The 23,911-nt window shown below is 65.1% G+C and carries 21 protein-coding genes and 1 tRNA gene; 12 read left to right on the top strand and 10 right to left on the bottom strand.

What is annotated here, in order from left to right; translation table 11 throughout:
• Nucleotides 1-73: 73 nt before the first annotated feature.
• Entirely contained in the window at nt 74-853 is a 780-nt protein-coding gene (locus ACO054_RS18570) for a DsbA family protein (protein ID WP_421708073.1), read from the bottom strand.
• A 72-nt stretch (nt 854-925) separates the two neighbouring features.
• Nucleotides 926-2,413, bottom strand: coding sequence for a M48 family metalloprotease (locus ACO054_RS18565; RefSeq protein ID WP_421708072.1), 1,488 nt, complete (start codon nt 2,411-2,413; stop codon nt 926-928).
• Between ACO054_RS18565 and ACO054_RS18560 the strand changes: the two genes are divergently transcribed.
• From ACO054_RS18560 to ACO054_RS18550, 3 genes are read left to right on the top strand one after another with little or no spacing between them, the layout of a single operon-like run.
• Nucleotides 2,412-4,094, top strand: coding sequence for a gamma-glutamyltransferase (locus ACO054_RS18560; protein WP_421708071.1), 1,683 nt, complete (start codon nt 2,412-2,414; stop codon nt 4,092-4,094). The two genes, ACO054_RS18565 and ACO054_RS18560, sit on opposite strands and share 2 nt — an antisense overlap.
• 54 nt (nt 4,095-4,148) lie before the next feature.
• A complete protein-coding gene (locus ACO054_RS18555; RefSeq protein ID WP_421708070.1) occupies nt 4,149-5,300 on the top strand; it encodes a pyridoxal phosphate-dependent aminotransferase in 1,152 nt (383 codons plus the stop codon).
• Complete coding sequence (locus ACO054_RS18550; protein ID WP_421708069.1) at nt 5,297-5,941, top strand: hypothetical protein; 645 nt, start codon at nt 5,297-5,299, stop codon at nt 5,939-5,941. The genes ACO054_RS18555 and ACO054_RS18550 overlap by 4 nt, the downstream gene beginning before the upstream one ends.
• Nucleotides 5,942-5,952: 11 nt before the next feature.
• Here the strand turns inward: ACO054_RS18550 and ACO054_RS18545 are convergent, their stop codons facing one another.
• Entirely contained in the window at nt 5,953-8,562 is a 2,610-nt protein-coding gene (locus tag ACO054_RS18545; protein ID WP_421708068.1) for an Rne/Rng family ribonuclease, read from the bottom strand.
• 841 nt (nt 8,563-9,403) lie between these two features.
• Here ACO054_RS18545 and ACO054_RS18540 point away from each other — a divergent pair.
• Nucleotides 9,404-10,615 (top strand): N-acetylmuramoyl-L-alanine amidase, encoded by a 1,212-nt coding sequence (locus ACO054_RS18540; RefSeq protein ID WP_421708067.1) that lies wholly within the window; start codon nt 9,404-9,406, stop codon nt 10,613-10,615.
• A 219-nt stretch (nt 10,616-10,834) separates the two neighbouring features.
• Nucleotides 10,835-13,291, top strand: coding sequence for a penicillin-binding protein 1A (locus ACO054_RS18535; RefSeq protein WP_421708066.1), 2,457 nt, complete (start codon nt 10,835-10,837; stop codon nt 13,289-13,291).
• Nucleotides 13,292-13,316: 25 nt separating this feature from the next.
• Here the strand turns inward: ACO054_RS18535 and ACO054_RS18530 are convergent, their stop codons facing one another.
• Entirely contained in the window at nt 13,317-13,799 is a 483-nt protein-coding gene (locus ACO054_RS18530) for a GNAT family N-acetyltransferase (protein ID WP_421708065.1), read from the bottom strand.
• A gap of 134 nt (nt 13,800-13,933) precedes the next feature.
• On the opposite strand from ACO054_RS18530, the gene prfB reads away from it, so the two are divergent.
• Both prfB and ACO054_RS18520 read left to right on the top strand, forming a co-directional pair.
• Nucleotides 13,934-15,062 (top strand): peptide chain release factor 2 gene (gene prfB, locus ACO054_RS18525; protein ID WP_421708064.1). Its coding sequence is split into 2 segments (ribosomal slippage): nt 13,934-14,002 and nt 14,004-15,062, totalling 1,128 coding nucleotides; the frame shifts between segments, so codons are not numbered across the junction.
• 66 nt (nt 15,063-15,128) lie between these two features.
• Entirely contained in the window at nt 15,129-15,743 is a 615-nt protein-coding gene (locus ACO054_RS18520) for an MBL fold metallo-hydrolase (protein WP_421708063.1), read from the top strand.
• 2 nt (nt 15,744-15,745) lie between these two features.
• Here the strand turns inward: ACO054_RS18520 and ACO054_RS18515 are convergent, their stop codons facing one another.
• On the bottom strand, nt 15,746-16,066 hold the full coding sequence (locus ACO054_RS18515; protein ID WP_421708062.1) for a hypothetical protein: 321 nt from the start codon (nt 16,064-16,066) through the stop codon (nt 15,746-15,748).
• A gap of 128 nt (nt 16,067-16,194) precedes the next feature.
• Here ACO054_RS18515 and ACO054_RS18510 point away from each other — a divergent pair.
• Together ACO054_RS18510 and ACO054_RS18505 are read left to right on the top strand one after the other, a co-directional pair.
• Nucleotides 16,195-16,285: transfer RNA gene (locus tag ACO054_RS18510), tRNA-Ser, on the top strand.
• 147 nt (nt 16,286-16,432) lie between these two features.
• On the top strand, nt 16,433-17,440 hold the full coding sequence (locus ACO054_RS18505) for a sodium-dependent bicarbonate transport family permease (RefSeq protein ID WP_421708061.1): 1,008 nt from the start codon (nt 16,433-16,435) through the stop codon (nt 17,438-17,440).
• A gap of 33 nt (nt 17,441-17,473) precedes the next feature.
• Here the strand turns inward: ACO054_RS18505 and ACO054_RS18500 are convergent, their stop codons facing one another.
• Entirely contained in the window at nt 17,474-17,788 is a 315-nt protein-coding gene (locus ACO054_RS18500; protein WP_421708060.1) for a P-II family nitrogen regulator, read from the bottom strand.
• Between the two features lie 195 nt (nt 17,789-17,983).
• Between ACO054_RS18500 and ACO054_RS18495 the strand changes: the two genes are divergently transcribed.
• The gene (locus ACO054_RS18495) at nt 17,984-18,448 is read left to right on the top strand and encodes a thiol-disulfide oxidoreductase DCC family protein (protein ID WP_421708059.1); all 465 of its coding nucleotides are present in this window, start codon (nt 17,984-17,986) and stop codon (nt 18,446-18,448) included.
• A 142-nt stretch (nt 18,449-18,590) separates the two neighbouring features.
• On the opposite strand, the gene ACO054_RS18490 is transcribed toward ACO054_RS18495, so the two are convergent.
• Nucleotides 18,591-19,538 carry a transporter gene (locus tag ACO054_RS18490; RefSeq protein WP_421708058.1) on the bottom strand — a complete coding sequence of 316 codons (948 nt, stop codon included), beginning with the start codon at nt 19,536-19,538 and terminating at the stop codon, nt 18,591-18,593.
• A 307-nt stretch (nt 19,539-19,845) separates the two neighbouring features.
• Here ACO054_RS18490 and ACO054_RS18485 point away from each other — a divergent pair, with 307 nt between their 5' ends.
• A complete protein-coding gene (locus tag ACO054_RS18485; protein WP_421708057.1) occupies nt 19,846-20,277 on the top strand; it encodes a GNAT family N-acetyltransferase in 432 nt (143 codons plus the stop codon).
• A 13-nt stretch (nt 20,278-20,290) separates the two neighbouring features.
• Here ACO054_RS18485 and ACO054_RS18480 read toward each other — a convergent pair whose 3' ends face one another.
• Nucleotides 20,291-21,169, bottom strand: coding sequence for a LysR substrate-binding domain-containing protein (locus ACO054_RS18480; RefSeq protein WP_421708056.1), 879 nt, complete (start codon nt 21,167-21,169; stop codon nt 20,291-20,293).
• 100 nt (nt 21,170-21,269) lie between these two features.
• Here ACO054_RS18480 and ACO054_RS18475 point away from each other — a divergent pair, with 100 nt between their 5' ends.
• Entirely contained in the window at nt 21,270-22,214 is a 945-nt protein-coding gene (locus tag ACO054_RS18475; protein ID WP_421708055.1) for a DMT family transporter, read from the top strand.
• A 53-nt stretch (nt 22,215-22,267) separates the two neighbouring features.
• Here the strand turns inward: ACO054_RS18475 and phbB are convergent, their stop codons facing one another.
• On the bottom strand, nt 22,268-22,993 hold the full coding sequence (phbB, locus tag ACO054_RS18470; protein ID WP_421708054.1) for an acetoacetyl-CoA reductase: 726 nt from the start codon (nt 22,991-22,993) through the stop codon (nt 22,268-22,270).
• Between the two features lie 153 nt (nt 22,994-23,146).
• Entirely contained in the window at nt 23,147-23,875 is a 729-nt protein-coding gene (locus ACO054_RS18465) for a GNAT family N-acetyltransferase (protein WP_421708053.1), read from the bottom strand.
• Nucleotides 23,876-23,911: the final 36 nt, after the last annotated feature.

Here is a 23,911-nt window from a genome sequence, read left to right as displayed (position 1 = left end):
AGAGTGCAATGAGAGTAGGATTCACGCCTGAGGTGGAATCGCCGAAGCGATTCAATCTCAGGCGATCCTGCTCTCAGCTTCCTTCGCGCGCCTGAGCCACCGCCTGCTGGAGACGAGACATGGTGACGGCGCCCGGCAAGATCTCCTCGCCGACGACGAAAGCCGGCGTGCCACTGATACCGAGCGCTTCGGCCAGGTCGTAGGTCCGCTGGAGCGCCGCATCGATGTCCGAACTGCGCATGTCGGCCTGCAACCGCGCCATGTCGAGGTCGAGGCTTTCCGCCACGGCCAGCACCTGTTCTTCGGTCAGTCGGCCGGCGCGCTCCATCAGCGCGAAGTGAAACGCCTCGTAACGCCCCTGCTCTTGGGCCGCCAGAGCCGCACGGGCGGCGAAGTAGCTCTCGGGACCGAGGATCGGCCATTCCTTCATCACCACCTTCAGATTTCCATCGGCCTCGATCGCCTGACGAAGCGGCTCGGCCACACGGCGGCAGTAAGGACAGTTGTAGTCGAAGAACTCGACCACCACGACGTCACCCTCGGGGTTGCCGATTACCGGCGCTGTCGGATCGTTCTCCAACGCCGCCTTGTGGGCCGCCAGCGCCTGGCTTTGCCGCTCCGCCTCGGCCTGAAGCTGCTGCTGTTCGAAAAGCTGCAGTGCCTCGATCAGGATCTCGGGATTCTCCATCAAGGTCTCGCGGACCAGGGCGCGCACCTCCGCTCGTTCAGCATCGCTCAAGGCGCTGTCCTCGGTCGCGTCCTGGGCCTGTGCCGTCCATCCGCCCAGCAAACCGGACAGAAGGAGCGTCGCGGCCAGTAACGCCGCCGTCAGGCAGGATCCGGCTTTCGCCATGGGCCCGTTTCCTCTCGAGACTGGGATTTCCTGACTTTTTCTAGCCGGTCCGCGGGCTCCGCGTCACCGGTCTTATCGCTCACGTTCGCGTTCCTGCTCAGCTTCTCGCCCCGCCACAACGGCCAGATCCGAGGCCCGCAGCCAGCCGGACGTGCCTTCCTCAAGCAGCGTCTTGGCCTTTTCGGCCTGACCGGAAGCGTCGCGCCAGTTGCTGCGCGCGTAGTTGTACTCGGCCAGAGAGAGTGCGGTCATGCCTTGGTTCCCCAGCCGCCCATGCGCGATGGCGGACAGGCGCCAGGCTGTCGCGTTGTTCGGCTCGAATGCCAGAACGGAAGTCAGGTTCTCCAGCGCGGCACGGAAGGTTTCCTCAACCCCGAGTTCGACCTGAACTTGGGCCAGCCGCAAGAGAAGCTGCGGATCGCGCGGCCGGAGTTCGACGGCTTTCTCGTACTCCGGCAAGGCTTCGGCAACCCGCTGATTCTCAAGCAGCATCTGCCCGCGCAGCTCGTGAAAATAGGGGTCGTCGGGCCGCTCAGCGATCAAGCCGTCCAGAGTCACCAGCGCGTCGTCCAGAAAACCCTGCTTGAAGCTGGTGATGGCATGGGCATAGCGCGCCGGCAGGCTGTCATCGTCTCTAGGGAAGAGGTGATAGACTTCACGGGGAGTACGCAGAAACCCCGCGAGCTTGGCCCGCATGCGCTGATGACGTTCCATGACGTCGGCCGGGATCGGGGCCCCGGTATAGGGGGAGGAAGCGACCGCCTGCTCCAGGAAGGTGATACGGTCCGCCGTCAGCGGGTGGGTGCGCAGGTAGGGATCCTGCTGCGCGGACAGCAGAACTTCCTGGTTCTGGAGAATGCGGAAGAAGTCGAGCAGTCCTTCCGGGCTCTGGTTGGTCCCCCGCAAGTAGTCCACGGCGGCCTGGTCGGCGGCCTGCTCTTGCCCCCGCGTGAAGGACAGTAGGTTGCGCAGGGCGATGTCCTGGCCGCCGCTGCTGACGGCGGCGGCAACCCGTCCGTCGCCCGTTGCAATTCCGGCCAGAATGGCCAAGAGGCTGCTGGCTGCCGCAGTAAAACCCGCCGACTCGATCTCGTCGCGCCGCCCGATATAGTGGCCCGCAGCCAGATGACCGGTTTCGTGTGCGATGACGCCGATCGTCTGCAGCGGCGTTTCAGAGGCCATCAGAAAGCCCGTATGCAGGAACATGCGACCGCCCTGGGTGACGAAGGCATTGAGGGAGTCGTCCGCGATCAAGTACACGTCGATAGCGCCCGGGCTGAGGCCCGCGGCCTGAAACAAGGGAGTGGCGTAAATCCGTATGGTGTTCTCGATCTCCGCGTCGCGGATGAGTTGTAGCCCTCGCTGCTGTGCGGCGAGCGGTCCACTCCAAAACAGAACCATCGCGACCAGCGACAACGCCATCACCCGCGCCATCACCCGCGCCATGACCCGCGCCGTCAGGCCGGTTCCAAACCAACCGACTCGCGAGCGAGCGATGTCGACGGCTGCGCTGGCAACGGGCGAGGCGGAACCTTGGACGATCTGGGGCGCGTGGCGCATGCTGCTCCGTGCGGTTGTGTCGTTGCGGTCTCAGCCTACTGCAGGAGCGGGCCAAGCGAAATCGCGCTCTGGTTCCTCGGCCGCAACGACCAAGAAGGCCGACAAACCGTCCGACGGCAAAAACGCCGACAGGAAAGCCTGGCTTCGTGGCGCTTTTGCGGCGGGAGCCTGCGGCCTTCTGCTCGCCGGCTGCGCCGACGAAGAGTCGACGGGCCTACTGGTCTCGGTCGAGGGTTTCGCCGGCGTCGTGGCCGCCGACGAGCCCAATGCCACGGTGGTCGGCCGGGACGTTCTGGGCAACAACGGCTCGGCTGCCGATGCTGCGGTCGCCATGGCACTGACCATGGCCGTCACCCTGCCGTCCCGGGTCGGCCTCGGCGGCGGCGGCGCCTGCCTGATCTGGAGTGACGCCGACGGCTTGAGCGACGCGCTGCTGTTTCCCCCGGTTCGGGCCGCCGACGGCGCGGTGCCGCCGCTGCTCGCCCGTGCCATGGCTCTGCTGCACGCGCGCTATGGCACGCTGCGCTGGGAGGAGTTGGTCGCCCCGGCCGAGAACTTTGCGCGCTTCGGTTTTATCGCTAGCCGCGCTTTCGCACGTGATCTGCAGGCGGCGCAGGGTCGTCTGACCGCTGACCGACAGCTCGCGGCCTTGTTTCAAGACGACACGGGCCAATGGATCGAGGAAGGCCGGCGCCTGCGCAATCCGGAGCTCTCGACGGTCCTGGGCGGTCTGCGTTCCCAGGGCGGCGGTCACCTGCACAGCCCGAGCTTCGCACGGCGCTATGCGGAAGCCGCCCGGCAGGCTGGCATCCCGATGGAGCCGACCGAAGTTCGCGACGCCTTCGCACAGTTCCTGGCGCCCATCGAGATTCCGGTCGGCGACAGCCTGCTACTGCTACCGCCGCCGCGCAGCAGCGCCGGGGTCGCCGCCGGTCAGATGTGGCAGATGCTGCAAGACGCCAACTGGAACTCCGCGCCGCCGGCACGCCAGGCGCGCTTAACCGCGGAAGCCGGGTTGAAAGCCTTAGCGGCCCGCCAGATCTGGGTCGGCCCGGACGGTCTGCCCATCGCGGACCCGCAGGTCCTGGTCTCGGAAACCTCGATCCGGGAGATGGCATCGGCGCCATTGCCGCCGCCGACCGGCACCGCGACGCCGCCCTATGCCGCCACCTTCGTCGCGGGCGACCGCAGAGGCAACGCCGTGGCCTGCAGCTTTACACTCAACGATCTCTTCGGGCAGGGCCGGCTGGCGGACGGCCTGGGAATCGTGCTGCCCGCGCCGCCGGTGGACGCCGCCAATAACAGCGTGCCCCTGGCCGTCGCCATGATCGCCGATCCGGAAACGGGTCGGCTTGACGAAGCCCTGGCCGCCAGCGGCGGAGAGGCAGCCTTTCAACATCTGGTACAGGCTCTGCAGCGCCTGACCGAAAACGAGGTCGACGCTGCAACCGCCCTGCAGGCGCCACGCCTGGTGTGGCAGGGTGGCCGGATCCAGGCTGAGCAGGGTCTCGACCTCGCGGAGGTCGAGCGGACCTTCGGCGCCGCCACGCTGCTGCGCGGTCCCGACGCGGGACGGGTCAACGCCTTTACCTGCCCGATCGGCCTCCGACAGGACGACGAGGCGGCTTGTACCGTCGCAACGGATCCACGCGGCCTCGGTCTCGCCGAGCGAGCCCAATAGATACCCGGTAGATACGCAGCAGCAGCTACACGGTAGCGAAGGTAACGCGGTAAAATGCTGAAGGTCGCCCAGCGAGGCCGGATCTCTCCCTTCATCGTGATGGACGTCGTCCGCGCGGCCAATGCCCTGGCCGCCGAAGGCGAGGACGTCTTGCACCTGGAAGTCGGCCAGCCCGCCACCCGGGCGCCAGAGCCGGTGCTGCAGGCGGCGAAGCAGGCGTTGGACCAGTCGCTGATCGGCTATTCCGATGCCTTCGGTCTGGCGGAGCTTCGGCAGGCGCTCGCCGGCCACTACGCAGCGACCTACGGCGTGGAGTTGGACCCCGCCCGAATCGCGGCAACGCCTGGCTCCTCGGGCGGCTTTCTGCTCGCCTTCCTGGCCGCCTTCGAACCGGGAGACCGGGTGGCCCTGGCCGCGCCGGGCTATCCCGCCTACCGCAATATCCTGACAGCATTGGGCGTCGAGCCGGTCCTGTTGGAAACCGACCTAGAGCATCGCTACCAGCCAACGCCGGAGCTGCTGAGCCGCGCGGGTCCGCTGGACGGCCTGATTGTCGCAAGCCCCTCTAATCCCACCGGCACGGTGCTGAACCGCCCCGCCCTCCAGGCTCTGGTCGACTACTGCGCGACAGAGAAACTCCGGCTGATCTCAGACGAGATCTACCATGGTATTACCTACGCAGACCGCGCCACTTCGGTGCTGGAGCTGACGGATCAGGCAATCGTCATCAACTCCTTCTCCAAATACTTCTGCATGACCGGCTGGCGGCTGGGCTGGATGGTCCTGCCGGAAGATCTGGTTCGCCCAGTGGAGTGCCTGGCCCAAAACTTCTTTGTCGCCGCCCCGACGCTGTCTCAGTACGCCGCCATCGCAGCTTTCGGCTGCCGGAGCGAGTTGGACGCGCGCGTCGAGGCCTACGCCGGCAATCGCTCGCTTCTGCTCGACCGGCTCCCGAAGATGGGCTTCGACCGCTTGGCACCGGCCGACGGCGCCTTCTACCTCTACGCCGATGTCGGACGCCTGACCAACGACAGCCCGGCCTTCTGCGCCCGCGTTCTGCAAGAGACCGGTGTGGCCATGACGCCAGGCGTCGACTTCGACCCCCTGCGGGGCCACCGCTTCGTGCGCTTCTCCTTCGCGGGCACTCAGGACACCATGGCTGGAGCCTGCGACCGCCTGGCGGCTTTTCTCGGCACGGGGGGATGACGCGGTCACGACCGCTGAACGGCGCCCTAACCGCAGGACTTGCCGTCACAGGGCTCGCAGCTGCAGGGCTCGCAGCCGCAGCCGCCGAAGAGAGTCGACCGATTCCCTCCTTCAGCAGACTGCAGGTCGACACCGCAATCAGCGTGACCCTTGCCTGTGGGGACGAACCGGTTGCGCAGATCGAGAGCGATCCCCCCGTCATTGCGGACCGCTACCTGGATCTCACCGTGGCACCCGGGCCGGACGGGACGGGGGTCGCGAAGTTGCATTTCCGGCGCGACTTCGACCGTTGGGTCCACCCGGACCGACTGCGGGTGCTGCTGACGACGGACCGGCCGTTGCAGGAGGTGACCGCAACCACCGGCGCGCGGCTGACGCTCCCACCATGCGCTTTGGATCGCGAGGAAATGACGCTGCAGGCCGAAACCGGGGCCCGGATCGAAGTGTCCGGGCGAACGGCTTCGCTCTTGCTGACCGTCGAGAGCGGCGGAAGCTTCAACGCCCTGAGCGGCGGCCGAGGCTTCGTGGCGGAGCGGGTCCGCCTGAAGGCCGGCCGGCAAGCCCGCATCGGGCTTTGCCAAGCTGGATCTATCGAAATCCTGCAGCAAACAGACGGGTCACATATCCTGACCGACTGTTGATCGAGTTCCGATCAGCCGACAATCCGGTTCCACCAACCGCGACGCTTCGGTTCCTGCGGCCCGCTGTCGGCCTTACCCGCCGGCTCGGCCTCATCCACCGTTCCGGTTGCCGCCTGACCGACCACCGGAGAGTCGGAAGCACGATCTGGGGCTGCCGAGGCTGAGGAAGCGAAAGCCGGCTCGGGCTCGACACTTTCAGGCAATCCGGGCTCGCCCGACGGGACAACCGGTGTTTCGGATGCAGTCGAATCGGATGCAGTCGAATCGGATGCGGGCGCCCTGCGGCGCGGGCGCCGGCTCCGGCGCTTCGGCTTGTCTTCCGCTGCAGGCTCGAACTCTGCCTCCTCGGACTGCGGCGCCTGAGCCGCCGTCTCCGAGCTTGCAGGCTCTTCGCCATCCCGGCCGCGAGCTGCGGCCTCGTCGGCGCCCTCCGCAACGACGGCGTCGGCTAGATCGCCAGTCTCAACTTCACCAGTCTCAACCTCACCAGTCTCAACCTCGCCGTCCTGATCGTCACGTGCCTGACGAGCTTTCGACCGCCGGCGGCCGCCCCGCTTGCCGCGGCGGCGGCGCTTGGCCTGACGGGCCTCGTCCTGATCGTCGTCGTCGGTACCGGCTGCCACGGTCTCAGCGGCTGCCTCCTCGTTTTCCGGCGCGTCCTCAGAGCTCTGCTCGTCTGTTCGCTCAGCGGCGCGAGCCTCTTCTTCCCCGGCAGTCCGGCGCTTACGTCCGCCACGCCGTCCTCGACGGCTGGAGCGGCGTTCCTCGCCGGCCTCGCTGGAGTCGTCTGAGGCCGCTTCGCTCACAGAGTCGTCGGCCAGAATCTGAACAGGCGGCGCGCCCTCTGTCGTCAAACGCCGCAGATCGTAATCAGGCGTCAGCAGAGTATCGTCAGCGCGGACGGCAATAGCGACACCGTAGCGTTGCTCCAGGTCCAGAACAGCCTGGCGCCTTTCGTTCAGCAGGAACAACGCGACGGAGGTCGGTACGGTCACCGTCAACTCGCCGCCGCCGCGCTTGAGCGCTTCGTCGGTGAGCGCACGCAAGACCAACCGCCCCGCCGAGTTGTTGGAGCGGCGGTAACCGGTTCCGCCGCAAAACTTGCAAACCTCGGTTTCGGTCTCGAACAGGCTTGGACGAAGCCGCTGGCGCGAGAGTTCCAGCAGACCGAAGGGGCTGATACGACCCAACTGGATCCGGGCCCGGTCGGCCTTCATCGCCTCCTTCAGGCGACGCTCGACCTCGCGGTTGTGCCGCGGCTCTTCCATGTCGATGAAGTCGATAACGATCAACCCGGCGAAGTCGCGCAGACGCAGCTGCCGGGCCACTTCGTCGGCCGCCTCGAGGTTGGTCTTGAGCGCCGTTTCCTCGATGTGCCGCTCGCGGGTCGCCTTGCCCGAGTTCACGTCGATGGCGACCAAGGCTTCCGTCGGGTTGATGACGATGGAGCCGCCGGATCTGAGCCGCACTTGCGGCTCGTGCATCAGGTCCAACTGCTGCTCGACATCGTAGCGATAGACCAGCGGGATCTGCGGATCCGTGTAGTGTTTCACATGGCGGGCATGGCTCGGCATCAGCATCTTCATGAAGGCCTTGGCCGCCTTGTAACCTTCGTCGCCCTCGACGAGAATCTCCTCGGTATCCCGCGCATAGAGGTCGCGAATCGCCCGCTTGATGAGATTGGCCTCTTCGTGAATCAGGGCCGGCGCCGTCGATTCCAGCGTGTTGGTGCGGATGTCGTCCCAGAGGCGGAGCAGATACTCGTAGTCGCGCCGAATCTCGGGTTTGGTGCGCTGGGCGCCCGCCGTGCGGACGATGACCGCCATCCCGTCGGGAATCTGCAGTTCGCCGAGCACCGATTTGAGTCGCTTGCGGTCGGCCGCATTGCCGATCTTGCGGGAGATTCCACCGCCCTTGGCGGTATTGGGCATTAAGACGCAGTAGCGCCCGGCGAGGGACAGGTAGGTGGTCAAGGCCGCACCCTTGGTGCCCCTCTCCTCCTTCGTTACCTGCACCAGCATCACCTGCTTGCGCTTGATGACCTCTTGAATCTTGTAGCGGCGCATCAGCTTGGCTCGGCGACGCGCTGCCTCCTCCACTTCGTCGCCACCGACGGTATCGACACTGCCTTCGGTTTCGATCTCTTCGACCGGCTCGCCAGTGCGGCCGCTCTCGGCGGACTCGTCGGGATCTTCTCCGGCAGACTCATCTGCGGCGCCGACAACCTCCGTAGTCGGCGCGACGCTGTCGCCGTCATCGCCCTCATCCGACTGAGCCTCGTCCTGCCGATCTTCCGTTCCCTCTTCCTCAGCCGCGGCCTCGATCTTGGCCCGCAGGGCCTCTTCCTCCGCCAACAGGGCTTCGCGGTCGGCGATCGGGATTCGGTAGTAGTCGGGATGAATTTCACTAAACGGCAGGAAACCATGGCGATTGCCGCCGTAATCGACGAAAGCGGCCTGAAGCGAAGGTTCGACTTTGGTGACCTTCGCGAGATAGACGTTGCCTTTCAGCTGCGCCTTAGCGGCCGTTTCGTAATCGAATTCTTCGACCTTGCCGTTCGCGACGACCACGACCCGGGTCTCTTCCGGGTGGGTGGCATCGATCAGCATGCGCTTTGCCATCTAAGTTCGACTCCAGAGCACGCCCGGCGCCCCAACTCACATCTGCGGAGGGACCGCAGACTGCGGGGGCGGCGCGAGACGCGCAGTTTGTTGCGGCGCTGGTCGCGCCGTGGGTTGCGGTTTGTCGGGGAAGCGGGAGCGGAGCACGGACCTGTGGCAACGTGAGACAATCCGCAGAGAGCTCTGCGTTTCGGCTATGAAGCGTCTGCCAGCCCATCACGTCGGGCCCCGATCCTTTCTTTGCTTGTCGTCCTGTGGCGCCGCACTCTTTCCGAAACGGCGGGAGACGGCTGACGGAGCGGATAGCCCCGGACGTTCCTTAAATCAGGATCGGCACGCCCGGAAACGCGCTCTGCGCGCCCGAAGTGGGCCGATCCGCTCGCGACAACGACTGCGCCTGTTTCGAGTTTCCCGGGCGCCGACGGTCGTCGACGAATTCCTTATGCAGTGCGGCCGGTCGAGCGATTTCTCAGATGAAGAAACGCCCAGACCACGCCGACCCCGAGAACGGGCGGTTACCCAAAAGGTCGGCTCCACAAGATGCACCATAAGGATTTGGCCCAAGGGAAACAACGCTTGAGTTCATGACGGTGACATAGCCGTCCGGAACGAAAGGCCAGCTCGGCTTCATCGCACACCACCTGAAGACCGTTCCGCATCATTCAGAGTTCACATGATTTTTCGGAAAGCGTGGTGATCGAAAACCGTTGCCCCGACGACTCGCCAGCGTGTATTTAACACCTGTCAAGGATTCAGCCTGAATACTTGACGTTCGGTGAAAGCCGATTGAGCCGATAGCGGCTGCGAGACAGCCGCCTCGAAGACTCGAGGAATCGATCGCGTGTACAGGGTTCGAAGCCTGCTCGGCCTGGTAGCCGCTCTCGCGTTGGCTGCCGTCTGCGTGGTCGCCGCACCTGCGATGGCGAAACCGCAGGTCGCCGACGTGCGGATCGGCGCGCATCTCGAGTTCACCCGCTTCGTGCTGGAGATGGATGCGGCGCCGGCCTATCGCGTCTTCGTTCTGGCCGACCCCTACCGCGTCGTCATCGACCTGCCCGAGATCGACTGGCCGGCCCCCGCTTCCGGGCAAAAGGGCGGCCTGATCGGCGATTTGCGCTACGGCCTCTTCACGCCGACGACCAGCCGCGTCGTGCTGGATCTGACCGGACCGGCACGCCTGCGCGAAGTCTTCACGATCCCGCCGCGCGACGGCCAGGGCTATCGGCTCGTAGTCGATTTGGAAGCCACCGACCGCCCCACCTTCCTGGCGGACGAACTCGATCGCCGCCTCGTCTCGCGCCAGGAACTGCCGCGCATGAGGACGGCGCTGCCTGCCGCGCCCGCGGTCCCCAGCGACCCGCGCCCGACCGTGGTGATCGACGCCGGCCACGGGGGCGTCGACCCGGGCGCGATCGGCGTTTCGGGCACCTACGAGAAGGTTCTGGCGCTGAGCTACGCGCAGGCACTGCGCGACGCCTTGGAACAAAGCGGCCGCTACCGGGTAGTCATGACGCGGGCCGACGACCGCTTCATCCCCCTGCGGGACCGCTATCGGATCGCGGAGCAGGCCGGCGGCGACCTCTTCGTCTCGCTGCACGCCAACATCCACTCCTCCGGCCGAATTCGCGGCGCCTCCGTCTATACCTTGTCTCAGGATGCCTCCGACGTCGAGGCGGCGGCGCTGGCGGCCAAGGAGAACAAGGCCGACGCGCTGGGCGGCGTCGAGCTGAGCCCCCATAGCGACACCGTCTCGCATATTCTTATCGATCTGATGCAGACCGACACGCTGAACCTCTCGCGATCCTTCGCCAACATGCTGGTCGACACGCTCGGGGAGCGGGTGAAACTGCTCAACAACACCCATCGTTTCGCCGGCTTCGCGGTCCTCAAGTCGCCCAGCGTTCCCTCGGTTCTGGTGGAAATCGGCTACATGTCGAATGCCGAGGAGGAACGGCAGCTGAAGACGAAGGCCCACCGCGCGAAGGTGACGGACGGGCTGGTGGCCTCCATCGAGCGCTTCTTCAAGCTGCAAACGGCGATGCACAACAACTAGGCGTGACAGCGGCGCCAGGACGCCGCCATACGGGAACGAACCCGAAGACAACTCGTTAACAGTGCATGTCTAGAAAGCGTGGGTGCGGGTCGAAAATTCGGCCAAAGAGTCGCGGCCGTCACATTCCGGCCAAAGCTGTCGTATAGTTTCATTAGGGTGCCGCAGTCGAGACGGGGCGCAGTCGAAACGGGGCCAAGACAAGCGGATTCTCTGAAAACGATGCGCAAATTTCTAAAAATTACGGCGTCCTTGCTGCTCGTCGGCCTGCTCTTGGGGGCCGGTGGGCTCGCTTTCGGCATCCATCACTTCTCGAAGGGTCTGCCGGCTCACGACCAGCTCGCCGACTATGAGCCGCCGATGGTCACCCGGGTTCACGCCAACGACGGTCGCTTGCTGGCCGAATTCGCCATCGAAAGACGCGTTTTCGTGCCGTTCGACTCGATTCCCGAGCGGGTGAAGGCTGCCTTCATCTCGGCGGAAGACCAGAACTTCTACGCTCACCAGGGGATCGATTTCGTCGCCCTGGTCCGCGCCGTGATCACGAATGTGCGCCAGATCGGCACCGATCGCCGGCCTGTCGGCGCCTCGACCATCACCCAGCAGGTGGCGAAGAACTTCCTGTTGACCAATGAGGTCTCGATCGACCGGAAGGTGCGCGAGGCGATCCTGTCGTTCCGCCTGGAGCAGACCTTCTCGAAAGAGAAGATCCTTCAGCTCTATCTCAACGAAATCTATCTCGGATCTGGCTCTTACGGCGTCGCGGCGGCGGCGCTCAACTACTTCGACAAGTCGCTTGACGAGCTTACGACGGCTGAGGCCGCCTATCTGGCAGCCCTTCCGAAAGCTCCCAACAACTATCATCCGACCCGGCGAACCGAAGCAGCCATCAATCGGCGAAACTGGGTGATCGCACGCATGCTGGAGGACGGGGCCATCGGACGCGAGGAGGCCGAGGCCGCGCGATCCGAACCGCTGGTCGTCCGCCCGCGCCGGGAAACCCAGACAGCCGAGGCGGACTACTTCGCCGAAGAGGTTCGGCGGGAACTTGCCCAGGTGTTCGGCAACGACGGACTTTACGAGGGCGGGCTGTCCGTTCGGACCACCGTCGATCCGAGTTTGCAGGCGATCGCCGACCGCGCCTTGCGCGACGGTTTGGTGGCCTATGATCGCCGCCATGGCTACCGGGGGCCGATTGCCCAGATCGACGGCGAAAGCGAAGGCTGGGCCGAGCGCCTGGGAGCCATTGCCCAGCCCGCCGGGGCCGGAACCTGGCAATTGGCATTGGTTCTGGCCGTCGAGTCCGAGATGGCGCGTGTCGGCCTCGCCGATGGCAGCGCCGGCGCGCTGCCCATGGCCGAGTTAACCTGGGCGCGCAACATCGGTGCGGACCAGCGGATCGGCCCTCAGCCGAGAAGCCCGTCGGATGTGGTCGCGGTGGGCGACGTGGTCCTCATCGAGCCTCTGCCGCTCGAAGAGGGCGAAGACGCTCCGGTTCCGCCCCTCTTCGGACTTCGTCAGATTCCGGAGGTTCAGGGCGGCTTCGTCGCCCTTGATCCCCACACCGGCCACGTCCTGGCCATGAGCGGCGGGTTCTCCGCGGAAATCAGCGAGTTCAACCGCGCCGTCCAGGCGCGCCGGCAGCCGGGCTCGTCCTTCAAGCCCTTCGTCTACCTGGCCGCGCTCGACCATGGCTTCACGCCGTCGTCCATCGTGCTCGACGCACCGATCACGATGGATCAGGGACCCGGTCTGCCGAAGTGGAAGCCGGCCAACTACACTCAGGAGTTCTACGGTCCCACGACGCTGCGCATCGGTATGGAGAAGTCGCGCAACCTCATGACCGTTCGGCTGGCGGATGCCGTGGGCATGCCCGTCATCGCCGACTACTCGGAGCGCCTCGGCATCGTCGACAATCTGGAGGAAGTTCTCTCGATGTCGCTCGGTGCGGGCGAGACGACGGCCCTGCGCATGACCTCCGCCTACGCGATGCTGGTCAACGGCGGCAAGCGCATTCGACCGACGGTGATAGACCGGGTCCAGGACCGCTTCGGACAGACTCTCTACAAGCACGACAACAGAGACTGCGCAGGTTGCGAGCAGCAGATCTGGACCGGCCAGGCACCTCCTGCCCTACCGGACAATCGGGCACAGGTCGCGGACCCGCGCAGCGCCTATCAGATGGTATCGATGCTGGAGGGCGCCATCCAGCGCGGCACCGGCGTCCGCGCGCGCGAGATCGGCAAGCCCCTGGCCGGCAAGACCGGCACCACCAACGACTACCGCGACGCCTGGTTCGTGGGTTTTTCTCCTGATCTCGTCGCCGGCGTCTATGTCGGCTTCGACGAACCTCGGACGCTAGGAAACAAGGAAGCGGGCAGCCGCGCGGCCTTGCCGATCTGGAAAGCCTTCATGGAGGAGGCCTTGGCCGAGGCGCCGGCCACCCCCTTCCGCATTCCCGAGGGCATCCGTCTGATGCGTGTCTCCCATGCGACCGGACGACCGGCCGGGCCCGGCGACAGCGATGTGATCTGGGAGGCCTTCAAGCCGGGAGAGGAACCCCAGCGCGACGACCCGGCCCAGGTGCTGACCGGACAGGCGCCCGGCGGTGCGGCAAGCGGAACGCCGCGTGAGCCGGTCCCACAGGCACCAGGTACCAGCGGGTCCGGTCTCTATTGATCGATGCTGTCCTGAACGGGCGCCCCTAAACGGGCGACAAGTCCGCGAGACGCTCGAGCCCTTTGTCTTCCAGACGGTAGAATACCTTTCCGACCACCGGGATTTCCAGCCGTCGATAGAAGCGCTGAGCCGCCGCGTTGTCGCTTCCCGTCGTGAACTCCAGACGCCGGCCGCCGCGCCGCAGCACGGCCGCCGCCGCGGCCTCCATCAGACCTTCGCCGACGCCTTGACCCCGACCGCGCGCGGCCACGAATAGCTCCTTGAGATACCACATGGGCTCCAGATCGCGGCCGGGGAACATACGGTACAGCATCGCAAAACCGAGCGGTTCCGAGCTTCGCGCGACAAGCAGGATGCCGTCCGGCGGCTGCGGCAGCGCCGCCCGCAAGCGGGTTTCGGCAAGGGTCGCATCAAGGTCGCTGTCGGACCCATAGAAACGCTCCATCTCGAGGACGAGCGGCACCAGATCAGCCACAGCCTCTGGACCGGCTTCCTTGACATCCACCATCGGCGATCCTTCTCCTTCCAAGACTTAGTCCGCAATAGGACTGACAGATATAGCCCGAGGCTTGCCGCAGATCGGCCGGCATCGCTATATCCAGACGGGACGACAGAAAACGCAACAGGGAGGACGCGCCGGACATGCGCGCCGAGACGCAAGCAGTGGTCGACTCGATTCGCGAGTCGATGACACTGCTGAGGAGGCATCTTTGACTGGGATCGTGCTCTCAAGCGGCTGGAGGAACTGAACGCCCTCGCCGAGAACCCCGACCTGTGGAACGATGCCGAGAAAGCGCAGAGCCTGATGCGCGAACGCGCGGCGCTCGCCGGTCAGATCGAACGCAGTGACGCCCTGCAGCAGCGCCTCGACGACGCCCTGACCCTCATCGAACTGGGCGAGGCGGAAGGCGACGAGGAGTCCGTCGCCGAGGCCGAAGCCGACTTGGCGAAGCTGAAAGCCGAAGCCGACAAGGCGGAGATCGAAAGTCTGCTGTCGGGGGAAGCCGACAGCAACGACACCTATCTGGAGGTCAATGCCGGCGCCGGCGGGACCGAGGCCCAGGACTGGGCCGAAATGCTGCTGCGCATGTACGTCCGCTGGGCCGAACAGCACGGCTACAAGGTCGAGTGGATCGAGGAGAGCGGCGGCGAGGAAGCCGGCCTCAAGTCGGCGACGATTCGAATCCTAGGCCACAACGCCTACGGCTGGCTGAAGTCCGAAACCGGCGTACATCGGCTCGTCCGCATCTCGCCTTTCGATTCGCAGTCGCGGCGTCATACCTCCTTCGCCAGCACCTGGGTCTATCCGGTGATCGACGATTCCATCGAAGTCGAGATGGAGGACAAGGATCTGCGCATCGACACCTATCGTGCGTCTGGCGCCGGCGGTCAGCACGTGAACCGCACCGACTCGGCCGTTCGGATCACCCATCTGCCGACCGGGCTGGTCGTGCAGTGCCAGAACGACCGCTCTCAGCACAAGAACAAGGCCACCGCCATGGCCATGCTGAAGGCCCGGATCTACGAACACGAGCTGAAAAAGCGCGAGGCCGAGGCGCAGGCGACCGAGGACGCGAAGACGGACATCGGCTGGGGTCACCAGATCCGCTCCTACGTTCTCCACCCCTACCAGATGGTCAAGGATCTGCGGACCGGTGTGGAAAAGACCAACTCCAAGTCCGTTCTGGACGGGGATATCGACGACTATCTGGAAGCGGCCCTGGCTGCCAAGCTGGGCGGCCTGGAGGTCGGCGAAGGAGCGGAAGCCTAGAAGGAGCAGAAGCCTAAAAGAGGCGGCCGAGGAACGGCCTCCTGAAAAACGTCCGGAGGAAAGACGATGCGCGAGATCCTACCTGCCGTTCATATCTGGTCGAAGCTGTCGCCCCCGCACGGCTACGACTTCAACGGCTACCTGCTCGAGCTGTCCGACAACGAGCTGGGCGGGAACCTGGTCATCGACCCCGTCGAACCGACCGACGAGGAGTTGGAAGCCATCGCGGCGAAGGGCGTTGCCCTGATTCTGCTGACCAACCGCAACCACGGCCGGGCGGCCAACGCCGTGCGCCAGGCGACGGGAGCCAAGACGCTGATCAACCCGGCCGACCGGCTGCATGCCGAAAGCCAGGGCATTGCGGTCGACGGTGCACTGCTGATCGGCGCGACCTTTGGGCCCTTGGAGGTCGTCGACGCCGCCGGCAAGTCACCCGGCGAGATCGCCGTCTTCTGGCCGGATCGCCGCCTGCTTTTCGTCGGCGACTCCATCGTCGGCTGGCCGGCCGGCGCCTGCAGGCTGCTGCCGGACGATAAACTGGATGACCCTGCGCAGCTTCGCGCCTCCGTCGCGCGGCTACAGACGCTGGACTTCGATACCCTCCTGCCCGGCGACGGCGTGCCTATCCTCAAGGATGCCCGCGAACCGGTGGGCTTACTGGTCCAAAGCTGGGCGGCCTGACCTCACCGCTCGAAGAGGCGCTGTTTGACCTTTCGACGGCGACGGGTCACCAGTGCCAGGAGGCCACCGAGACAGAACAGAACCGGCGCCGCCGGCCAAAGCAGAATCGGAAAAATCACGTCTTGCCACAGCGGCGCCCAGACATGGCGCTCGATGGCCGGCTGGACGACGGCAAGGCTATCCCGATCGATCGCCGCCCAGACTTCGCCGAAGGGACGCAAGGCGAAACGGTCCAGCGTCAGGTAGGCCCAAAGATCGCCGGCGAAGACGACCAAGCCGCAGAGGACGAGTACCCAGCCGAGCAGATGGAAAATCAACCGCATGGGCGAGAGTCTTGGCCCAATCGCGCCGCCAGGGCAAGGCACGGCTTGACAGGCGCCCTTGCCGGTCTCCGACCCAAGTTCGCCGTTGCATCCGCGCCGCAGCTTCGTTACCTACAACGCCCTGTCGTGGTGAGGTGGCCGAGTGGTTGAAGGCGCACGCCTGGAACGCGTGTAAGGGTTAACAGCTCTTCGAGGGTTCGAATCCCTCCCTCACCGCCACCCTTCGGCTTTAGGTGCCAAGCCACCTAGGCTAGAAAGCTTTCTTACAAAGAGCAGCTGGCAGGCCGGGCACCGCCTGACGACCGCGTTCGGTCGTTGCGGAGCGCACTCCCGGTATTGGTAAACGGAGAATCGGGGGCAAACGCAATGGACCTGCTGCTGGATTTCCTGGCGCGTTTCGTCACGCAGTTCCAATCCCCTTCGTTGGCCTTTCTGATCGGCGGCATGGTCATTGCCGCGCTGGGCAGCAAGCTCGAGATCCCCGACGCCATCTACAAGTTCGCGGTCTTCATGCTGCTGATGCGGATCGGGATCGACGGCGGCATGGCGATCCGCGAGGCCGATCTGGGCGACATGCTCTTGCCAGCCGCCTTCGCGGCGCTGCTCGGCTGCGTGATCGTCCTGATAGGGCGGGTCACCCTGGCGGCCCTGCCCAGCGTGAAGACAGAGGATGGTATCGCCACCGCCGGGCTGTTCGGCGCAGTCAGCGCCTCGACCCTGGCGGCCGCCATGGTGCTTCTGGAGGCGGACGGGATCGTCTACGAGGCCTGGGTGCCGGCGCTCTACCCCTTCATGGACATCCCCGCCCTGGTCCTGGCCATCGTGCTGGCGGACCTCTACCTCAAGAAGCGCAAGGGCGGCTCCGACGTGAAGGTGAAGATCTGGCCAATTGTGAAGGAGAGCCTGCAGGGCTCGGCCCTCTCGGCCCTGCTGCTCGGGCTGGCGCTGGGATTGTTGACCCGTCCGGATCAGGTCTTCGAGAGCTTCTACGACCCGCTCTTCCGGGGGCTTCTGTCGATCCTCATGCTGATCATGGGGATGGAGGCCTACACGCGCCTCAACGAACTGCGCCGGGTCGCGCACTGGTATGGCGTCTATGCCGCCCTGGCGCCGCTGGCGCACGGGCTGATCGCTTTCGGGCTCGGCTACCTCGCCCACTTGGCGACCGGCTTCAGCCCGGGCGGTGTGATCCTGTTGGCCGTGCTGGCCGGCTCCAGCTCGGATATCTCCGGCCCTCCGACCCTGCGCGCTGGTATCCCCTCGGCCAACCCCTCGTCCTACATCGGTGCCTCGACCAGCATCGGCACGCCCGTGGCCATCGCCATCGGTATCCCGCTCTTCATCGCCCTGGGTCAGGTCGTCTTCGACATCTGATCGCGAGCATCCGAAGAACCGGCCCGACTGCGATCAGAACTTGTGCGGGCGCAGCACCTCGACTTCCTCGAGGTAGGTGATACCGGAGTAGTTCTCGAAGTAGGTCGCCGCCACCTCGTCGGCGATACGGTCGGCCATCTCGCGGTTCGAGGTGATGACCTCGATCTTCACGTTGGCGAAGGCATCCACCACTGCAGGCCGGCCCGACGAGCGCACGCCGCGGCTGCCCTTTCCGCCGGCCGCGACGACGGTGTAGCCGCTCGCCCCAGCCTGCTGGATGATCCGGGCGACACCGTCCTGAATCAGCTTTTCCGTGATGATGACGATCTTGGTGGCTTTGTGGGTCATGGCCCGCGCTTCTCCGCCGCTCAGCCTTCGTGGTAGCCAGCCCTCCCCTTCCGGTCAAGCATCGCGCGGCCGTCCGCACCGACTGTCCGCAGGCGACAGGCGACTCCAGAGTTTGCTCGACAAGCTGTTGCCGGGAAAGCCGTACCCGATAAGAATGGTCTGGGATTTCGAAAGGCGACGCCGGGCAACTGAACGATGCTTCCCCTCACCGACAGGCCGGCCTACTCCTACAGGAATAACGCTTCTATTCCGCCTTTCGACGACAGCGGACCTATTGCCTTTATGGATGGCGACTGCGCGCTGTGCAGCCGGACGGCCCGACTCATCGTTCGGCTGGACAGAAGACAGGAATTTAAGATCTGTCCCACCCGAACGGAGATCGGACAGGCCGTCCTGTATCACTACGGCCTCGACCCCGGAGACACCGAAAGCTGGCTCTATCTCGCCGAAGGTCGCGCCTATGGCTCGATGGATGCGGTGATCCGCGTCGGGGCGCGTCTCGGCGGCCTCGGCTGGGCGCTCCAGGGGCTCCGTGCGCTACCACGATCGCTGCAGGACTGGCTCTACCGCCGCATTGCGAGAAACAGATACAGCCTCTTCGGGCGGACCGACATCTGCGCCCTTCCCGACCCTCAGCTCCGCTCCAGGTTGATGGAATGAGACAAGGTCAAGGGAGTCGCGCTGAGACGACACAGGGCCAAAAGCAAGACCGCTTCGTAGCGACCTCTCGCTACGAAGCGGCTTCATCTTCACGCCACGCTCCCTCTCAGCGACAGTCGGAGCGTCCCTTCTTCAAGGACGTTCAGAACGACGCGACGACATCGAAATAGAGGCGATATCCGAAGATGGTATCGTCCCGGTCGGTCAACGGAATCTCTGCGCCGGTGCCGAACTGGAAGTGATCGTTCAGGCGGTAACGGGCGCCGCCGCCAAGGGTAACCGTCGTGCCCCGATCGTCACTGCCGAAGTTCAGCACGTCGACGCCGTCCAACTCGCCCAAGGCGCCAGTCAGGCGGTCCGCGTTGTTAAAGGCCGTGAAGCCGTTCAACTCGACAATCGGGAAGAAGCCGGGCAGCAACTCGTAGTTCGCATGTAGCGAGTAATGGAGAAGCGAGTTGTCCTCGTCCGGATCGAGCGCAAAGTTCGCACCAAGGCTAGCTTGCAAGCCGAGATCGCCGAAAGCGCGGGCGCCAGTGATGAAGGGATTCAGGAAACCATCTCCGTTACCCTGCAGCTCGATGCCACCCGTCTCCAAATCGGCGATGGGAATCTCATAGCGCAGTCCGGCGGTCAGGATGCCTTCGTTCTCCGGATCGGAGATCACGGCGTACTTAAAACCGAAGGCGATGTTCGCGAAGCCCTCTTCATCCTCCAGAACTTCATCGAAGTTGAGATCGGCGTAGCCGTCTTTGGTTGCAATAAATCCCAACCGCTCGGTGATCGCGAGCCTCAGCTGGAGAGCCGCCAGATGGACGTTGCCGCCTTCGGTGACGAAGTCGTCGGGGATATCGTGATAGAAGTAGATGCCGCGCGCCTCGGTCGTGATGTAAGGCGTCTCGTTGAAGATCGGATTGGTCAGGGGCGGCACGTAGCGGCTGTGGCGCCCTTCACCGAGCGATCCTTCGAGATCGAGACCGAGGAAGTTGCTTCCGGACTCCTCGGCAGCCAGCGGACTGGCGAGCCCTGCGGTGAGTGCCAGAGCTGAAAGCGCGAGCGCACTCTTCAGCCCGTGAACCAAGCCTTGCGGCATCTTTCCCTCCTTATGCATCGCAATCGCGACAGCACTAGCGATCTATCTTGGGTAGATCATTGATCTGCCGCAGAATCGTCATCGGGCTTTAAAAAACCTTTATGCCCATGCCGATACCGCAAGCTCGGCTCCCAAGGCTCCTGAGCCAAAGGAGCCGAGCGAAGCCGACAAACGCTAGCCATGCGTGTCTTCGTCGCAGGCAGAGGAATCCCCTCACGCCGGGCGCCGGTTTCCGGCTGGCTCCTTCACGGGAGGGCGCCGACCGGTTATGCCCTGTTCCGCAACATCGCAGGAGCCGGAGTGCAGAATGGAAATCCTCATCGCCGAGAGCGAGACGGACAAGGCCGCGTGTCTGCGGCTGCGGCGTGCGGTCTTCATAGAAGAGCAAGGCGTCTCGGAAGCCGACGAGCTGGACGGCCTCGACGACGTCGCGACGCATATCCTGGCCAAGTGCGACGGCGATACCGCAGGAGCGGCGAGGCTCACCTATCGTCATCCGGTCGCGAAGATCCAGCGCGTCTGCGTTTCCCGCCACTGGCGTGGCAGGGGCGTCGGCGCTGCGATCATCACCTTCGCCGTCGAGGTGATTTCTCGGGACGAGGAGATTTCAGTCGTCCGCCTCGGCGCCCAGACCCACGCCTTGGACTTTTACAGAAAGCTCGGCTTTCGTGAGACCGGACCTGTCTACCCGGACGCGGGAATCCCCCACCAGGATATGGAGATCCACCTAGATCGCTGAGCTTGAGCGGGCATCATGCCGCCGCCAGAGCAGGTTGGGCACGACCAAGCGTTTCGCGCACATGCTGAGCGAACAGCTGCGCCGCCGGGCTGAGGGCATCCGGCCTGCGGAAAAGGGCGATCTCAACCCCTGACAACTGCGGCAATCCGCTGTCTGCGCCGAGAACATGAAGCCCGGGCGGCACGGTCGACTCCGCCAGGATAGTTACGGCCAGCCCGGCGGAAACGGCGGCAGCCAGCGCCGTCAAACTCGGACTGGAGTAGGCGACCCGCCAGTTCCGTCCCTGAGCATCGAAGGCTTGAGCCACCAATTGGCGGAAAAGGCAGCCGTCAGGAAAAAGGGCCAGTGGCAGCGGATCGGCCTCCAAAGCCAAACTGCCGGGGCTTGCGCACCAGACCAATCTTTCACGTCGTAAGGCCTCGCCCCCGCGCATGGCCGACGTGCGTGTCACCAGCGCCAGGTCGAGACGTCCCGCCTCGAGCTCGCCGATCAGGTCGATCGACTCGTCGCAGGCCACCTCGACCCGAACGCGGGGAGCCGCCTGAGCGAAACTTGCCAGGATCCCCGGCAGGAAACAGGTCGCATAGTCGTCGGGCGTACCCAGCCTGACGACTCCATCGACCTCGGGCCGCAAGAGCTGCGCCACAGCCTCGTCGTTGAGCTGCAGGAGCCGCTTGGCATAGCCGAGCAGCCGCCGGCCATCGGCCGTCTCAGTAACATTTCGGCCCGAACGGTCGAGCAGCCGCCTGTCGAGCTGTTCTTCCAAACGCTTGATCTGCATGGAAACGGCCGACTGGGTCCGCCCCAGTTCCTGCGCGGCCCGCGTAAAACTGCCGGTTTCCGCGATCGCCACGAAGGCGCGGAGCAGATCGAGATCGAGCGGACGGGTCATGACCATCAACATATGTGATGAGGATGATCAAAACAATTCGTTTCTGTTATGATGTAGTGCTCTCTAGCCTGTCGCCATGGTTGCACCGAGGACTTCCGCCATGAGCTTCAGACTCATTTTCTCCTTCGATCGCCCACAGGTCTCCGCTGGGACGGCCGCTCTGGCCATTGTCGCCTTCGGCGCCGCCATGACCGGCTTCGCCCCCATCTTCGCGCGCCTGAGTGAGCTGGGAGCCATTCCAACCGCCTTCCATCGGATGGCCTTCGCAAGTCTCGCCCTAGGTTTGCTGCTGGCTCTGCTGCCCGCCCCCGTCGAGCGCCGACCGGCGAAACCGCTCGACCTTCTGCTGCTGGTCGCCGCCGGCCTGTTCTTCGCTGGCGATCTCGGATTCTTTCACGCCGCCCTCGCCAATACCTCCGTGGCCAATGCGACTCTGCTGGTCAACCTGGCACCGATCTTGGTCGGTCTCGGCGCCTGGGTGCTTTTCGGAGAACGTCCGAGCCTGCGCTATCTCGGTGGACTACTGCTGGCGGTCGGCGGCGCCCTTTGGCTCAGCCTCGCCGCGGCGCGCAGTGCGGAGACCGGGATGACCGGCGACCTGCAGGCCGTCGCCGCGGCCGGGTTCTACGCGGCTTACCTGCTGACCCTGAAACGGCTGAGGGCGGTCTTCACTGCGGCAGCACTGATGTTCTGGTCATCCGCCGCCGCCGCTGTAGCGCTACTGGCGGTCGCCGTGGTTCTCAAGCAGCCGCTCCTGCCCGGCAGTCTAGAGGGCTGGGCCGCCGTGGCCGCCCTGGGCCTGATCGCTCACGCGCTCGGCCAGGGGCTGGTGGCGCATGGGCTCAAACAGCTACCGGTCGCCTACTCGGCGTTGGTATTGCTGCTGCAGCCGCTGGTGGCCGCGGCTGCAGCCTGGGCCGTCTTCGGCGAAGCGCTGCTGCTCGGGCAACTGGCAGGCGGTCTCCTGCTCCTCGTCGGGCTCGTTGTCGCCCGACCGCGCAGGCGGCCTGCTGCGGTCAGCGCGAGCGTCCCACCCGTTCCCTGACACGCGCCTGCTTCCCCCTAAGATTCAGGGAGAGAGCAGGCACGACTTCGAGGTCAGTACATGTGTTGACCGCCGTTGATCGACAGCGTGGCGCCAGTGATGAAGCCGGCATCGTCGCCGACCAGGAAGAGGACGCCTCGCGCGATGTCCTCGGGCTGACCCAGCCGTCCGACGGGAATCTTGGCGACGATCTTCTCCAGCACGTTCGCCGGGACGGCACGCACCATGTCGGTCTCGACATACCCGGGGGCGATGGCGTTGACCGTGACCCCCTTGGCCGCGCCTTCCTGCGCCAGAGCCTTGGTGAAGCCGTGAATGCCGGACTTCGCGGCGGCGTAGTTGACCTGGCCGTACTGCCCGGCCTGGCCGTTGATCGATCCGATATTGACGATCCGCCCAAATCCCTGAGCGCGCATGGAATCGATCACGCAGCGAGAGAGGTTGAAGCAGGATGTCAGGTTGGTGTCGATCACCGCCTGCCACTGATCCGCGGACATCTTGTGCAGGGTGCCGTCTCGGGTGATACCGGCATTGTTGACGACCACCTCGATCGCTCCGTGCTCGGCGACGAGCCCGTCCACCGCCGCCTTGACCGCCTCGAAGTCGGACACGTCGAACTTGGAGACCGGAATTCCGGTTTCGTCGGAAAACTTTTTCGCCGCTTCGTCGTTCCCACCATAGTTCGCAACCACGCGGTAGCCGGCCCCCTTGAGCGCCTCGCAGATCGCGCGCCCGATACCGCGGGTTCCGCCGGTGACCAATGCCAAACGTCCGGACATACTCGTCTCCTTGATTCGCCTCCGAGAGCGGGCACCGCAGAACGCAGCGCCGGACGGTCTGATGCCGTCGCAATCATAAAAACACGGCGGACCGCGCGAACCAACCGTTGCAGTGCATCCCCTCGCGAACGCTCGTAACGGGATACCGCCGGATCAACTAGGCGAGACGCGGTAGGCGTAACTATAAAGTTCGGACCAGCCCAGGCCCGCATAGAGCCGGCGTGCCGGCGGGTTGTCCGCCTCCACCTGCAGAATCAGGTCCCGGCAACCGCTTTCGGCAGCCCGGCCGACCAAGGCCGCAAGGACCGCGCGGGCGGCCCCCTGTCGGCGATGTGCCGGCAGTGTGACTAGGGCCGTCACCAAGAACAGCTCCTCGAGAACGACACCGAGGCCAGCCGCAGCCGCTGCACGGTCGACCTCCGCTACTGCGAAGACACAGGGTCTGCGGATCCGCCGGACGATCGCCTCTCGAACAGTGCGCTCCGGTCCGTCGCCGTGGCAGATGCTGGACCAAGCAGGCGTGGCCTCCCGACCCAGCCACACGGGCAGCTGCGGCTCCGTCGCCGCACCGGTCAGCGAGCGGCCAAGAACCAGGGCTCGACCCTCCTCGCGATACCCCCGCTGTGCCAGACGCGCATCGAGGTCCATCGGCAGAGCGGCTGGACTGACCTTGAAGATCGGCGGCAGACGCCGATCACGATAAAGACCCTCGACCTCCGCCAACGTCCTGTCGGGATCAGCTCCCAGCCAAGCCGAAGGCAGCACGGAGTTGGCCCGCCGTGTCACACCCGCGTCGAACTGACAGACCCAGCCATCGACGGTGCGCGTCTCGGCAGCCGGCCAGCCCTCGGCCATCAGCGCCTCGGCGCGCGCAATGTCCATGGGGTTTCCTTCCATCCCCAAAACAGAGAGGGCCGC

The sequence above is a fragment of the Algihabitans sp. genome (assembly GCF_965226985.1).
GTDB lineage: Bacteria > Pseudomonadota > Alphaproteobacteria > Kiloniellales > DSM-21159 > Algihabitans.
Note: the sequence above shows the minus strand (reverse complement) of the source record. Positions and strands in the feature narration are given on the sequence as shown.

What these genes read in the sequence shown, in the direction of transcription:
- ACO054_RS18555 (WP_421708070.1), top strand. Translation starts at nt 4,149, where the DNA reads ATGCTGAAGGTCGCCCAGCGAGGCCGGATCTCTCCCTTCATCGTGATG.
- ACO054_RS18485 (WP_421708057.1), top strand. Translation starts at nt 19,846, where the DNA reads ATGGAAATCCTCATCGCCGAGAGCGAGACGGACAAGGCCGCGTGTCTG.
- ACO054_RS18520 (WP_421708063.1), top strand. Translation starts at nt 15,129, where the DNA reads ATGCGCGAGATCCTACCTGCCGTTCATATCTGGTCGAAGCTGTCGCCC.
- ACO054_RS18475 (WP_421708055.1), top strand. Translation starts at nt 21,270, where the DNA reads ATGAGCTTCAGACTCATTTTCTCCTTCGATCGCCCACAGGTCTCCGCT.
- ACO054_RS18515 (WP_421708062.1), bottom strand. Translation starts at nt 16,066, where the DNA reads ATGCGGTTGATTTTCCATCTGCTCGGCTGGGTACTCGTCCTCTGCGGC.
- ACO054_RS18535 (WP_421708066.1), top strand. Translation starts at nt 10,835, where the DNA reads ATGCGCAAATTTCTAAAAATTACGGCGTCCTTGCTGCTCGTCGGCCTG.
- ACO054_RS18560 (WP_421708071.1), top strand. Translation starts at nt 2,412, where the DNA reads ATGCTGCTCCGTGCGGTTGTGTCGTTGCGGTCTCAGCCTACTGCAGGA.
- ACO054_RS18495 (WP_421708059.1), top strand. Translation starts at nt 17,984, where the DNA reads ATGCTTCCCCTCACCGACAGGCCGGCCTACTCCTACAGGAATAACGCT.
- ACO054_RS18550 (WP_421708069.1), top strand. Translation starts at nt 5,297, where the DNA reads ATGACGCGGTCACGACCGCTGAACGGCGCCCTAACCGCAGGACTTGCC.
- ACO054_RS18480 (WP_421708056.1), bottom strand. Translation starts at nt 21,169, where the DNA reads ATGACCCGTCCGCTCGATCTCGATCTGCTCCGCGCCTTCGTGGCGATC.
- ACO054_RS18490 (WP_421708058.1), bottom strand. Translation starts at nt 19,538, where the DNA reads ATGCCGCAAGGCTTGGTTCACGGGCTGAAGAGTGCGCTCGCGCTTTCA.
- ACO054_RS18465 (WP_421708053.1), bottom strand. Translation starts at nt 23,875, where the DNA reads ATGGACATTGCGCGCGCCGAGGCGCTGATGGCCGAGGGCTGGCCGGCT.
- ACO054_RS18500 (WP_421708060.1), bottom strand. Translation starts at nt 17,788, where the DNA reads ATGACCCACAAAGCCACCAAGATCGTCATCATCACGGAAAAGCTGATT.
- ACO054_RS18505 (WP_421708061.1), top strand. Translation starts at nt 16,433, where the DNA reads ATGGACCTGCTGCTGGATTTCCTGGCGCGTTTCGTCACGCAGTTCCAA.
- ACO054_RS18545 (WP_421708068.1), bottom strand. Translation starts at nt 8,562, where the DNA reads ATGGCAAAGCGCATGCTGATCGATGCCACCCACCCGGAAGAGACCCGG.
- ACO054_RS18570 (WP_421708073.1), bottom strand. Translation starts at nt 853, where the DNA reads ATGGCGAAAGCCGGATCCTGCCTGACGGCGGCGTTACTGGCCGCGACG.
- phbB (WP_421708054.1), bottom strand. Translation starts at nt 22,993, where the DNA reads ATGTCCGGACGTTTGGCATTGGTCACCGGCGGAACCCGCGGTATCGGG.
- ACO054_RS18565 (WP_421708072.1), bottom strand. Translation starts at nt 2,413, where the DNA reads ATGCGCCACGCGCCCCAGATCGTCCAAGGTTCCGCCTCGCCCGTTGCC.
- ACO054_RS18530 (WP_421708065.1), bottom strand. Translation starts at nt 13,799, where the DNA reads ATGGTGGATGTCAAGGAAGCCGGTCCAGAGGCTGTGGCTGATCTGGTG.